Raw genomic sequence first — 12,820 nt, forward strand, 5'->3', positions numbered from 1 at the left:
GCGGGCGGCTGCATGAGGTTCAGACTGAAGATGATGCTCGGCATGCTGTGCTTGCTGGCGGTTTTGTTCGGTGTCGGTGGGAGCCTGCTCATAGCGCTGTCGTTCGAAAGCTCGCTCGAACGCGAAGAAGAATCGGCGCGTGAATCGTACCGAATGCTGCTCGACACCCTCACGGTGGTCGGCTCTATGGATGCCTGGTCGCAAAGCGGGGATATCCCGCACATGCTCGAACAGCTCTACGACCGCAGCGGGTCCTCCTGGTCGGCTCTGCGCTTCTCGACCCCGGGCGAGGTTCTCTACGAAAGCGGTTCGACGGCGATCGGCTTCGAGAACGATCGCGCAGGCGTCGACGCCGATCACGGTGCCGTGCTCATGCGCTCTGACGGCGAGGGCAGATGGTATCTGCAGCTTTCGGGAGAATGCGCCATCGACGGCGAGCCCCATTATCTCGATGCGCTCTACGATATATCTCCGCTTTATCAAACGCGCTCCCATCAGCAGGCGGCGTTCCGTGCGGTCTTCGCCGTGCTCATCGTGCTGTGCGCGCTGCTTGCCTATGGCTTGTCTTGGCTGCTGACACGACCGCTTTCCAAGCTGACCCGCGCAACGCGCGAGATCGCTTCGGGGAACCTCTCGTTCAGGTCGAATGTGCGCAACGACGACGAGATCGGCGAGCTTTCGACGAGCTTCGATGTTATGGCGCAGCGCGTAGAGGGCGGTGTCGCCGAAATGAAACGGTCGCTCGAACGGCAAGAGCGCTTCATGGGGGGCTTTGCGCACGAGGTGAAAACCCCCATGACGGCGATCATCGGCTATGCGGATCTGATTCGCAGCCAAGCGCTTGACCCGTACGAGCAGATCGAAGCCGCAGGCTATATCTTTTCCGAAGGCAAACGTCTCGAGAACCTCTCGCTCAAGCTTCTCGACATTTTCGTGCTCGGTAAAAACGAGGTGCAGCTGGTTGCGTCGGCACCCGCCGATCTCGTCGCCGATACGGTCGGGTCGCTGAAGCTTGCGGTCGCGGGCCGGGGCAGGGCAATCCTCATCGAGGAGGATTGCGAAAGGGGAACGTGTCTTCTCGAACCCGACCTCGTGCAATCGCTCCTGCTCAACCTTATTGACAATGCGTGCAAGGCCGTGGGGGACCGCGGTGCAGTCAAGGTGACCTGCACGATGCTTCCCGACGGTTGCCGCCTGAGCGTGGCAGACGACGGCGCCGGCATTCCCGCCGAGGCGCTCGATCACGTCTCGGAGGCGTTCTACCGGGTCGACGCCTCGCGTTCGCGCGCGCAGGGCGGATCAGGACTCGGCTTGTCTCTGTGCGCGAAAATCGCCGAGCTTCATCAGGGCTCGCTATCGGTGAGAAGCGAGATCGGCATCGGCACGTGCGTGACGGTCGATCTGCGCGCGGGAAGGGGGTGAGGCTATGAGGGCGGCAAAGGGCTTCGTTTTGGCGGCGGGTACCGCCTCGATCGTTGCGCTGGGTCTGTTTTTGCCCGATATGGTTTCCGCCGTGCAGGATCGGTCCAACGACGACGCCGTCTCCCTGTTCGAGACAAGCCAGGTTCAGCTCGATACCGGGGATTCGGGCGATGTCGCGTATGCGCTCGGCTTGCTCGCGCAAAGCAGCACGGTGTTCGATGTGAGCGCCGATACGCAGATGACCGCCGACCAGGCGCATGCGGCGGTGCTCGACGCATGCGCCTTCTTCGAAGAGCGTGGTCTTTGCTCCTGGCCGTATCTTGCCGATGCGACATACGAGACGGATACGGTGCTTGCGCTTTCCGAAACCGAAGGCCGGGCGGCGATACTGTGGGAGTGCTCGATATACTACGGCGAGAACGAGGAGGCAATTCTGACAGCGCGCGTCGACGATGCAACGGGTAAGCTCGTGTCGTTCGCGATCATGGCGCCGCAGGACGGTGTTGACGCAGGCGAGGGGAGCCTTCGCGGCAATGCGGCCGCATGGGCGCAGACGGCTGCCGATTATCTGGGGTTCGGAGGCACGATTCTCGAAGAGGGCGAAGGCGGCATGGACGCCGCAGAAGCGGTTGACGTTGACGGCGAAGGCTCTACCGTTTCGTCCGTGCGGAGCGTCGGGGGCGATACGGTGCTTGAGGACCGCGCGCTGATCAAGCTCGAAGGTACGGAGGTGATCCTCTCCGTGTCGTACACGACGTTCACGGAAAGCACGGGCTACGGTGCGCGATCGGAGGAATACTGGCAATCGGATGAGGGGGGCACGCGGGTGTCGAGGCCGTGGTTCACCTGCGCGATGCGCCCGGTCTCCTCCGATCGGTGATGGCGTTTCGATGCCGGGAAGCTGCCGTATGGTGGAAGCGCCTTGATACTCTGGGCAAAGTCCCCGGTAGAAAGGCAGCTCATGACCATCGATCGTTCCAAGGCGCAGCCAACGAGGCGAAGCGGCGCCCAGCGGCGCATGCAGACGCGCGAAACCTGCCGTCCTCGCACAAGCGCAGAGCCGAAGCCTTCCGCCGCCCTCTCGCGCCGCAGATTCGTGTTCGGCGTCGCAGCGATCTTCGGAGCCGGTCTCTGCGGTGTGGCATGGATGACGGGAGCCGCATCGCAGGCTGACGGCGCGGGAGGCGTCGGCCGAACGTCCGCGGGCGAAGGATCCGCCCCATTCGGATCCGGGGGCGCAGCGTTGGGGGAGGGCGGCCGGGGACAGGAGCCGAACCAGAACCAAACGGGCGGCCAGGCGGAAAACCAGCCCCCCGTCTACCAAAGCGGCCTATCGCCGGACGACTGGCGTTTGACGCTCGTGAACCCCGAACATGCCATCGATTCGAGCTACGCGGTTCCGCTCGCCACAACAAGCGACGGGCGTTTGGTCGACGAACGCTGCCTTGCCGATACCGAGCGCCTCTTGGGCGCGTGTCGCGCGGCGGGGTTCGCTCCGTTCGTCTGCTCGGCATACCGCACGCAGGAAACGCAGGAAGGCTTGTTCGAGAACCATGTGCGCTCTCTGATCCAGCAGGGCTATTCGGAGGCGGATGCTCGCGTCGAGACGGCCACGGTAGTGGCGCGGCCTGGAACGAGCGAGCACCAGCTGGGCCTTGCGCTCGACATCGTCGACGAGGCCATGCCCGATCTGACCGAGGCGCAGGAAACCACGCCGACGCAGCGGTGGCTCATGGAGCATTGCTGGGAGTTCGGATACATCCTGCGCTATCCCACCGACAAGAGCGCGATTACCGGCATCGTCTACGAGCCGTGGCATTATCGCTATGTGGGCGAAGCGGTGGCACGGGAAATTCGGGAACTCGGCATCTGCCTTGAAGAGTATCTCGGCATATAGCACCCGATCGGTGCGGGGATACGACGGCAAGCGGTCGTTTATGCTATATAAACGGTATCAAAAGAGCGGTAAACGGTAGAAAGCTGTAAGTGGGAGGCTCAACGATTACAGCGAAGTTTCACGGCGTTTGCGAGATGTCCACGGGTCGGCCACGTAAGGGTTAACGATGGCCGCTGCCTCTTGTGCATCATCTTTCAGATGGTAGAACGGGGAAGAACATAAATTCCAAGCGCGCCGAAGGCGGCGCGCGCCCGTTCAAGAAAGGAGATGATGAGCATGAGCAAACCCAACGGACCATCCACGGCTTCGTCTTCGGGCGACGCTGCCATCGGTTCGGTGAGCAGGCCGAGCTTCAAACGCACTTTGAGCTTCTTCGGCTTCTTCGCCATTACCGCCTCGATGGTTATGACGGTCTACGAATACCCGTCGTTCGCTTCGTCGGGATTCCAGTTGGTGTTCTTTCTGATCATCGGCGGTCTGCTCTGGTTCCTGCCGGTTGCCTTATGCGCTGCCGAAATGGCGACGGTCAAGGGGTGGGAGTCGGGAGGCATCTTCGCCTGGGTCGGCAATACGCTCGGAAAGCGCTGGGGCTTCGCAGCTTTGTTCTTCCAGTGGTTCCAGATCACCGTCGGGTTCGTAACGATGTCGTTCTTCGTGCTGGCGGCGTTGGCCTACGTGTTCAAGTGGGATGCTCTCTACAAGAACCCGCTCGTCATGTTCGTCGGCGTTGCGATCATCGTGTGGGCGCTCACGTTCACGCAGCTCGGCGGTACGAAGTTTACCGCCCGTATCTCGAAGGTCGGTCTGGTGGGGGGCATTCTGCTTCCAGCCGCCATTCTATTCGTCGGCTTGGCTGCGTATTTCATCACCGGCGGCGCTTCTCAGATAACGATGGACTTTCACACGCTTATCCCCGATTTCAGCAAGGTGGATACGCTCGTGATCTTCGCATCGTTCATTCTGGCCTACATGGGTGTCGAGGCGAGCGCCTCGCATATCAACGAGTTGAAGAACCCGACCCGCAATTACCCGCTTGCCATGATCGTGCTTGTAGTGCTTACCATTGCGCTCGACGCGCTTGGCGGATTGGCTGTGGCTACCACGCTTCCCGCCGAAACGCTCGATTCCAATCTGTCGTTCGGCGTCATCGAGGCGTTCAAGGCGATCTTCGTCTCGCAGCTCGGTGCCGAATGGGGTTGGCTCGTGTACGTGGTAGCCGTGCTGCTCGCGCTCGGCGTGCTTGCCGAGATATCCGCATGGATCGTCGGACCATCGCGCGCCTTGCTCGACACGGCGCACGAGGGCATTCTTCCTCCGACGTTCAAGAAAGTCAACAAGCACGGCGTTTCCGTCAAAACGGTTGTCATCCAGGCGATCATCGTGACCATCTGGGATGCGGTGCTTTGTGGATCGATTGCCCTTTCGGGCGGCTCGAGCTCATCGGTCGGCTACCTGACCGCCATCGGGCTTACCGTAGTCATCTACCTTGTGGGCTACGTACTGTTCTTCCTCGGCTACTTCGTCCTGATCTTCAAGAAGAAGGATCTGCCGCGTCAGTTCCAGCTGCCCGGAGGTACGCCGTTCAAGGCGATCTTCGCAGGCGTCGGTATGCTCGTAACCGTGGCGACGCTCGTCATATCGTTCTTCCCGTCATCGGAGCTGACGGCTCAAGCGAACACGGTGTACCAAACCACGCTGTTCGTCTGCTTCGCAATTTCGGTTGCGCTGCCGTTCATCATCTACGGCCTTCGCCATCGCTGGGCGCAGCCGCCTGCACCGTCCCTTGAGAGCGAACAACCATCAACCAGGTAACTACACGACGTGTTACAGATACAGGAGGCAAGAAAATGGAAACCGAAAGCAAGATCTTGAAGAGCATGGATGAGAAGACCAAGTACCTCACCCCGATCTTCGGGTCCGAGGCGAGCGATACGCAGATGCCGCTCGACAAGATGAACGAGGAGCCTGTCGAGCCGCGCCTCGCCTACGAGATGATCAAAGAGTATCTCTCGATCGAGGGCAACGCCACGCAGAACCTCACGACGTTCTGCCAGACCTACATGGAGCCCATGGCCACCAAGATCATGGCCGAGACCATGGAGAAGAACGCCATCGACAAGGACGAGTACCCGATGACGGCCGACCTCGAGAACCGCTGCGTCGCCATGATCGGCAATCTGTGGAATGCCGATCCGTCAGAGGAGCCCATGGGAACCTCGACCGTCGGTTCGTCTGAGGCCTGCATGCTCGGCGGCTTGGGCATGCTGTTCCGCTGGAAGAAGCTTGCGAAGGCCGCTGGCATCAACATCTACTCCGAGCGCCGCCCGAACCTCGTGATCTCCTCGGGCTATCAGGTGTGCTGGGAGAAGTTCTGCCGCTATTGGGATATCGAGATGCGCCTCGTGCCGCTTGAGAAGGACCATCTGTCGCTCAACATGGATACCGTCATGGACTACGTGGACGAGTACACCATCGGCATCACGGCCATCCTCGGCATCACCTACACCGGCAAGTTCGATGATGTCGAGAAGCTCGACGAGCTTGTTGAGGCGTACAACCAAAAGCACACCGATCTGCCGATTCGCATTCACGTCGACGGTGCGTCGGGCGCTATGGTCGCCCCGTTTGTGGATCCCGATCTCAAGTGGGACTTCCGCTTGAAGAACGTCTGGTCCATCAACACCTCCGGCCACAAGTACGGCCTTGTGTATCCCGGCATCGGCTGGGTCATCTGGCGCAGCAAGGAAGCGCTGCCCGAGGATCTGATCTTCTGGGTGAGCTACCTCGGCGGCGAGGAAGCCACCATGGCCATCAACTTCTCGCGCTCCGCTTCGCAGATCGTCGGCCAGTACTACGTGCTGATGCGCAACGGCTTCAACGGATACAAGGAAATCCAGCAGCGCACGCTCGACGTCGCGCGCTACCTTGCCGCTGAGATCAAGGACATGGGCATCTTCGAGATCTACGAAGACGCTTCGAACATTCCGATTGTATGCTGGGGCCTCAAGGACGACGCCGATGTATCCTGGTCGCTGTACGATCTGTCCGACCGTCTGCGCATGAGCGGCTGGCTTGTGCCCGCCTACCCGATGCCGAAGGACATGGAGGACACTACGGTGCAGCGTGTGGTAGCCCGCCAGGACTTCTCGATGCAGCTTGCCATCAAGCTCGTCGAGGATATGAAGAAGGAGATCAACACCTTGAAGAACGCCAAATTCGTAACCGGCAACACTCAGGGCGTCATCAACACCGGCTTCAACCATGGCGGACGTGCCGCAGTCGACAAGGCCGCCGACGTCCAGTCGAGCCAGACGAAGGAAGCGAAGTAGAAACCACTCTGTGGGCGGTCGGTGGCATGTGCTGATCGTGCGATAACCCGGCAAGACCGGTTGGCGAAGATGACGAGGCCGCGTCCGTATGATACGGACGCGGCCCTCGCCTGTCTGCGGTGGCGTCTTACGCTATGGTGAAAACATGAGGGGCCATAGCGAAGCCGAGGCCGAAGCCGAGCGCTATGGTGAGTGCGAAGGTGAGTGCGATGAGAACCCAGCGGCGCGCACGGGTGCGATCGCGTTTCGCACGTAGTTCGCCGAGCGGGGCGCCGTTTACGAAGGCAAGCGTTTCTGCGAGGGTCATCACATCGTTTCTCTTTGCGATGCGCGTGCATGCTACGCAGCACGCTATCGCCAGCACGTACAGAGCGGCGATGACCGCGATCACAGGTCCCGTGATTCCGAACACCCATATACCGCCTACGAGGGCGAGCACCGCCGCCGCGCTGCTCGCCAAGAACGCCCCCGTCCAAATCTTCAGTTTCGCCGTGTCGTTTGCGATCGTCTTTTCCATGGCTTCCACGTCTCCTTTGATCAGCTCATCGATGGTCGTATCGAAGAGAGAGCTGAGGAGCAGCAGGTTTTCCACATCAGGATAGGTGTTGTCGGTTTCCCAATTCGAGATGGTTTGCCTCGAGACGTATATCTTTTCGGCAAGGCCTTCCTGGGACAGGCCGAGCGCTACCCGATGCCGCTTGATCTGCTTGCTGAGCTCCACGTGCGTCCCTTCGCCTTCGAGGCTGCCATGCTGCGGGCAAGTGTACCACCAAAATGCTTGGGCACCTGGCCGCGCGGGATGCCGGGCATCGCCAAAGTTCTTTGGCAAACGATGATGATCAGGCGATTTGATCAGAGGTTTTTGCCGTATTCGAACCACGTCCTGGGTTTTGCACCTGTTCGAGCAGAAATGAGGCGTCTTCGGGTTCGGGCGCGCAAGCGGTACGGGTTGAAACGGGGCTTCTTCCGAGCGCAATGCTGTGCGGGCCGAAGAAGCATCGTTCGGCCCGCGTTAAGGTTGGATGTGGCGCGTTCTTCAGGCGGGGAAAAGCGAAACCTACTCGATGGACGCTTCCCGGCCCACGGAATCCGCTTCGCCGCCATCCGCTTGAGGGGCGGTGCTGCAGATTTGCGGGTCTTTCCGCACGCTGCGTATGAAGTTCGCGACCATGATGACGACGATGGCCGTAAAGGGAAGCGCGCCGACGATGGTTCCCGTCTGGATAGTGTCGAGGACGCCGTCGCCGCCGAGGAGCAGCAGCACGAGCGTTACGACGGCAATCAGAACGACGAGGACAGCTTTGAACGGCGCACTGGGTTTTGCTGCGGTCGAGACGAATCCCGAGAGTGCATGGACGCCCGAATCGATCGATGTGATGAAATACGTACCGACGAGTATCGTGGATATCGCTACGACGAGCGCGCCGATATAGGGTATTGCCTGCCCCATCGCAAACAGGCCTGACGAGGTGTCCTGCATGACCGCGGCCGTTATGGCTCCACTGAGGGCATCGTCGAACCGCAGCGCGGTTCCGCCTATGATGCCGATCCAAACAATCACGACGATCGAGGGAATACCGATGATGCCCAGGACGAACTCGCGCAGCGTCCGGCCTCGAGAGATCGAAGCGATGAATGAGGCGACGAACGGGGAGAACGCGAAACACCAGCAGAAAATGAATACCGACCATGCTCCGTTCCAGCTATCGGCCCAGGTTGATAAGCTTCCCACCGATGATGCGTCCATGAACGTGCTCATCGGAACGAACGTTTGAAGGTAGGTTCCGATGCTTTCGGGGATGAGGTGCAGCAGGAACAGCGTCGGCCCGAATACAAAAACGAGTACGAGCAACGCAATCGACAGAACCGAGTTAGCCTTGCTGATGCGCTGCATTCCCTTCTGCACGCCGACGAACACCGAAATGGCGGTGATGAGCCCGATGACCACGATGACGCCGATCTTCAGCAGCAGGCTCGATTCGATCCCGAAAAGCGAACTGACGCCTGAGCTGAACTGCATCGAAGCGAACCCAAACGAAGTTGCGAGGCCGAGGATCGTCGTGATGATGGCAAGCCACTCGATAACGAGACCGCCCCCGCGTCGTATCTGCTTCGGGAGGATGTCCTGGCACGAGCCGCGAAACGAGCCGCTTTGTCCGCGATTGAATCGCGCGTAGGCCATGCAAACCGCTACGATTCCGTAGATGGCCCATGCGGTAATCGCCCAATGGAAGTACGACCACGCCATGGCACCGTTGTCGGCGCCGACTGGAAAGATGTCGAGCAGGGGATTGTCGGCGCGCACGAGGATGGGCTCGGCTACCGACCAGAAGATGAGGCCGATGCCCTGCCCGCAGGCGAACAGCATGGAATACCAGGCAAATCGGCTATACTCGGGCTCTGCGTCGGATCCGCCCAATCGAATCGAACGGTATTTGCCGAACGCGATCCACAGGCACAGTATCAGGGCAAGCAGGGCTGCGAGGATAATCCACCAGCCGAAGTACTCCGTGATGAACGTACGGAGGCTCTGAATGATATCGTAAGCCGCCTGAGGATTCGCTACTGCGGCTCCCACGATGATCGCAACAACGGCGGCTGTTGCGATCCGAATGACGGTATCGTCATGCTGCGTTTTCGCCGCCGCGCTCGCGGCATCTGCGGGATCACCTTTATTCGAACTCATCAAGAACAGCTCCCACCATATGCTCGGTTGCAACGTCTCGCAGGATCCGGCCTTTTTCGGCCGATGCCGCCGCAGCGCAGGACAAGCACCCCGATGCGGGCGTGTAATCGGGATTGATTGGTAAGATATCATATTTTGGCATGGTGGCAGGAGGCTCTATCACCACCTTGTCCATGTTCACTAAATCGGGGTAAAACAAAAGCATGAGGGATGTTTCCATGACGCCTGCATGTTCGAGATCCCATCCGGTGAACCCCTCGGGATACAAGCGGTCAATGGTCTCGTCGTCGACGAAGTCCCAGTACGACATCAGCATGATCTTGACGTCGTCGGTGCCCGAAAGCTTGAGGTCGTGCAGCGCGAGGTCGACGCCCTCGAAGACGAACTGGTAGTTCTCGTAGTGCCCGTTCATGAACACGATGCGCCGCGCTCCGTCCTCGGCGAGGTTGAGGACGATTTCCTTCACGATGCCGATGAGCGTTGCCGCACTGAGGCTCGTGGTACCCGAAAGGTGGAATCCTCCGCCCGAGCGTTGTTGCGATTTGTATCCGTAGATTATGGGGGCGGCTACGATGCCGTTGACGCGCTCGGCGACTGCTGCGGCCATCTGCTTGGTGAGCGCAGCGTCCACGCACATGGCCATGTGCGGTCCGTGCTGTTCGAATGCGCCGACCGGTACGAATACGATCGGGTTCCGATCGAGGATGCTTCGGTACGTGAACGCATCCATCTCTTCCATGAAAACGGTGTTCGCGGGCATGGCTAGTCCTCCTTTGCGGCAGCGCTCGGCGCGGTGGCTTCGCCGGCGCGAGCGGGTTTGCGGTCTGCGTCGAGCAGCGGTCCTTGTTCGGTGGTGCTTACGGCATCGGGCATCGAGGAGCGATCCGTGCTGGCAAACAAGGGGTCGCCGTCGACGGGTCCCGCTCCGATTGCGCCCGCCGCCTGGACTTCGAGCTGTGCCGGCTGTTTGTTGGCGGCGTTCGTCGAGAAGAATATCTGCGATACGCCGCCCAGGATGATGAGCCCGCCGCCGATGAGCTGGAAGGTGGTGAGCACTTCCCCGAACAAGAGCAGTCCGAGCAGCGATGCCATGATCGTCTCTTGATAGGATATTGCCGCAAGCTCGCCGGCTTTCAGCATTTTCGTTGCGTAGGCAAGGAGATGAAACGCAATGAACCCGGTTACGAGGGCGGCGATGATCCAAACGATCCACGAAGTGGGATCCATGGTGAAAATGTTCCAGTCCGCCGTCATGATCTGGCCGGATGCGTCGACCTGTTGAACGCCGTCAACCTTCACCGTGTATTTCAGGCCTCCCGAAAGCAGGCTGTCGACCGCCATGAGCCCGAGTATGGTGATGAACGCGAACAGGAAGTTCCACCATGAGCGCACGTTCGAGTTGCAGTCTTCCCGGTATCTTCCGACGAACAGGTACAGACCGTACGCTACACCGGAGAGCAGGCCGATCATGTTGCCGAACATCCACTTCGGATCGAGATCGAGCGTCAAGCCCTCGGGGGTTATGATGCCGACGATGAACAGCATGCCGACAACGACGGCGACAATGCAGAGGATGCCTTTGATCTCGAGCTTCTCTTTGAGAAAGATAGCTGCGAGGATAGTCGAGTAGATGGGGCCGGTGTAGATGAGAAACGATGCGTTGGCGAGCGTCGTGTACTGCGTCGAGATGACGTAGAGACCCGAGAGCAACCCGAGGAATATGCCTGAGAGCAGCATCGAGGGCGAAAAGCGCGTCTCCTTGATCTTTTTGAAGCTGCCGCTGATGAAGAGAAAAGCGATGGTGAGCGTGATAAAGCCGATAAAGTTGCGGCCGAACGATATGAAGTCGCCTGGAGCATTGATGTAGCGGCCGAACGCCCCGATGCCACCCATGGCGGATGACGACAGGAACATGAAGATGAAACCTTTGAGCTTGTACTTGGCTTGCGGGTTCATGGATCCCCCTTAATGGTGACGGTTGGATCCGTTCGCGCGTGTGCCTATGGGTGCAGAAGACCAGGTCCGCACGCGCGAAGGGATCGATCTATGCTGAGGTGGGGTTGTGGTGCTCTGAGGCGGTACCGTGCTGGCCCGGGGTTGGATTGCGGGTAAGGAGTGCCGTGAGGCAACCCGAATCCAAACCCCGGGAATCGAATGGGCTTACCGATTGCCTAGTCGTTCCACATCTCCGGATGGATGAGCGTCGCGTCCTTGACGCGGTTCGGGAAGTAGTCCTCGCAGCCGCCCTCGCGGTAGACGTCGGCCGTGGAGCAGTGCAGGCCGCCGCCGAACGGGTAGGCGTCGCGCAAGATATCCTTGGTTTCGGGAACGAACATGGCCTCGTAGGCGTACTTGCCCACTTCTTCGTCGGCCTTGCCGTCCATCAACGGAGACACGAGATCCTTGTAGTGAGCGATGCCCACGATGCTGTCGTAGTCTTCGTGGTACACAGGCAGGCGCGAGTAGCCGGTACCGCGCATGCGATCGAGCGCCTGCTTCACCGTTTCGGTGTCTTCGACGAGAATCATATCGACGCGCGGTTGCATGACCTCGCGCACCGTGGTATCGCCGAGTTCGATGATCTCGTGGATCATGCGCTTCTCGTCGTCGAGCAGCTCTTTGTTGTCGGTGACCATGTACTTGATCTCTTCTTCCGACACATCTTGGCGCTCGTCGGCGCTCTTGATGCGCAAGAGCTTCGACAACCCGTCGGCAGAAGCCGACGTGAGCCACACGAGCGGTTTGGCGATCGTGCGAAACACCATGAGCGGACCCGCCACGCGCTTGGCGACCTTTTCGGCATCGGCCAAGGCCATGCGTTTGGGGACCAACTCGCCCACCACGATGCTCAGATACGAGACGAGAAGCGTGATGAGAACCGGCGACAAACCCGGTGCGATAAACGACAGCCAATCGATGCCGAACCCGCTCAGCCATTGGGCCAGGGGGTCGGAGAGGTTCGTTGCCGCCGCAGCCGACGCGAAGAAGCCCACGAGCGTGATGGCAACCTGTATGGTTGCGAGAAACTGGCTGGTATCGGCGGCGAGACCCGCAGCGAGCTCTGCGCGCTTATCGCCTCCCTCGGCGTCTTTTTCGAGAAGCACGCGCTTCGCGTTCACGAGCGCCATCTCCGACATGGAGAAATAGCCGTTTACCAGCACGAGGATGAAAGTGACGACAATGCTTATGCCAACGTCCATATGGGTTTAGGACTCACTCCTTAGAACTACAGCACGTACAGTGCGATGGCCAAGAACTGCAGGATGCTGCCAGCCAGCACCCACAGATGAAAGATGGAATGCATGTAGGGGATCTTCTTGAGCACGTAGAAGATGCACCCCACCGAATAGCACACCCCGCCGCCGACGAGCAGCCAGAGGCCCGGTGCGGGAATGGCGGTGATGAGCGCGGGCAGAAACCAGATCACACACCATCCGAGCAGCAGATAGAGAACCGCCGATATCCAGCGGGGGCGAAACAACCAGA

The 12,820-nt window shown here is 59.9% G+C and carries 11 protein-coding genes; 5 read left to right on the plus strand and 6 right to left on the minus strand.

The genetic code is table 11. The annotated features are described in order from the left end of the window. Window positions 1-12 precede the first annotated feature (12 nt). The 5 genes from C1722_RS14855 to gad all read left to right on the plus strand — a co-directional run bounded on the left by C1722_RS14855 (window position 13) and on the right by gad (window position 6,648). Window positions 13-1,422: a sensor histidine kinase gene (locus tag C1722_RS14855; protein ID WP_102380124.1), complete on the plus strand. Its 1,410-nt coding sequence runs from the start codon at window positions 13-15 to the stop codon at window positions 1,420-1,422. 4 nt (window positions 1,423-1,426) lie between these two features. Then, window positions 1,427-2,302: a hypothetical protein gene (locus C1722_RS14860; RefSeq protein WP_102380125.1), complete on the plus strand. Its 876-nt coding sequence runs from the start codon at window positions 1,427-1,429 to the stop codon at window positions 2,300-2,302. Between the two features lie 81 nt (window positions 2,303-2,383). Further along, the gene (locus tag C1722_RS14865) at window positions 2,384-3,319 is read left to right on the plus strand and encodes a M15 family metallopeptidase (RefSeq protein ID WP_102380126.1); all 936 of its coding nucleotides are present in this window, start codon (window positions 2,384-2,386) and stop codon (window positions 3,317-3,319) included. A 276-nt stretch (window positions 3,320-3,595) separates the two neighbouring features. Then, window positions 3,596-5,131 (plus strand): amino acid permease, encoded by a 1,536-nt coding sequence (locus C1722_RS14875; protein WP_180995289.1) that lies wholly within the window; start codon window positions 3,596-3,598, stop codon window positions 5,129-5,131. A gap of 35 nt (window positions 5,132-5,166) precedes the next feature. Further along, window positions 5,167-6,648 (plus strand): glutamate decarboxylase, encoded by a 1,482-nt coding sequence (gene gad / locus C1722_RS14880; RefSeq protein WP_102380128.1) that lies wholly within the window; start codon window positions 5,167-5,169, stop codon window positions 6,646-6,648. Between the two features lie 127 nt (window positions 6,649-6,775). Here gad and C1722_RS14885 read toward each other — a convergent pair whose 3' ends face one another. From C1722_RS14885 to trhA, 6 genes are all read right to left on the minus strand, one after another. Then, a complete protein-coding gene (locus C1722_RS14885) occupies window positions 6,776-7,369 on the minus strand; it encodes a helix-turn-helix transcriptional regulator (protein WP_180995290.1) in 594 nt (197 codons plus the stop codon). A 336-nt stretch (window positions 7,370-7,705) separates the two neighbouring features. Further along, window positions 7,706-9,334, minus strand: coding sequence for a BCCT family transporter (locus C1722_RS14890; protein ID WP_102380130.1), 1,629 nt, complete (start codon window positions 9,332-9,334; stop codon window positions 7,706-7,708). After that, entirely contained in the window at window positions 9,321-10,094 is a 774-nt protein-coding gene (locus tag C1722_RS14895; protein ID WP_102380131.1) for a creatininase, read from the minus strand. The genes C1722_RS14890 and C1722_RS14895 overlap by 14 nt, the downstream gene beginning before the upstream one ends. A gap of 2 nt (window positions 10,095-10,096) precedes the next feature. Next, window positions 10,097-11,290 (minus strand): DMT family transporter, encoded by a 1,194-nt coding sequence (locus C1722_RS14900; RefSeq protein ID WP_102380132.1) that lies wholly within the window; start codon window positions 11,288-11,290, stop codon window positions 10,097-10,099. A gap of 215 nt (window positions 11,291-11,505) precedes the next feature. Further along, window positions 11,506-12,534, minus strand: coding sequence for a hemolysin family protein (locus C1722_RS14905; RefSeq protein ID WP_244902600.1), 1,029 nt, complete (start codon window positions 12,532-12,534; stop codon window positions 11,506-11,508). Between the two features lie 26 nt (window positions 12,535-12,560). Then, window positions 12,561-12,820: PAQR family membrane homeostasis protein TrhA (trhA, locus tag C1722_RS14910; RefSeq protein WP_180995291.1), on the minus strand; the 260-nt coding region annotated here is incomplete at its 5' end.

Origin of the sequence: Raoultibacter timonensis, assembly GCF_900240215.1 — a bacterium.
Lineage (GTDB): Bacteria > Actinomycetota > Coriobacteriia > Coriobacteriales > Eggerthellaceae > Raoultibacter > Raoultibacter timonensis.

Coding starts and splice junctions, on each gene's coding strand:
- gad (WP_102380128.1), top strand. CDS start 5,167: ATGGAAACCGAAAGCAAGATCTTGAAGAGCATGGATGAGAAGACCAAG.
- C1722_RS14860 (WP_102380125.1), top strand. CDS start 1,427: ATGAGGGCGGCAAAGGGCTTCGTTTTGGCGGCGGGTACCGCCTCGATC.
- C1722_RS14895 (WP_102380131.1), bottom strand. CDS start 10,094: ATGCCCGCGAACACCGTTTTCATGGAAGAGATGGATGCGTTCACGTAC.
- C1722_RS14875 (WP_180995289.1), top strand. CDS start 3,596: ATGAGCAAACCCAACGGACCATCCACGGCTTCGTCTTCGGGCGACGCT.
- C1722_RS14890 (WP_102380130.1), bottom strand. CDS start 9,334: ATGAGTTCGAATAAAGGTGATCCCGCAGATGCCGCGAGCGCGGCGGCG.
- C1722_RS14900 (WP_102380132.1), bottom strand. CDS start 11,290: ATGAACCCGCAAGCCAAGTACAAGCTCAAAGGTTTCATCTTCATGTTC.
- C1722_RS14855 (WP_102380124.1), top strand. CDS start 13: ATGAGGTTCAGACTGAAGATGATGCTCGGCATGCTGTGCTTGCTGGCG.
- C1722_RS14905 (WP_244902600.1), bottom strand. CDS start 12,534: ATGGACGTTGGCATAAGCATTGTCGTCACTTTCATCCTCGTGCTGGTA.
- C1722_RS14865 (WP_102380126.1), top strand. CDS start 2,384: ATGACCATCGATCGTTCCAAGGCGCAGCCAACGAGGCGAAGCGGCGCC.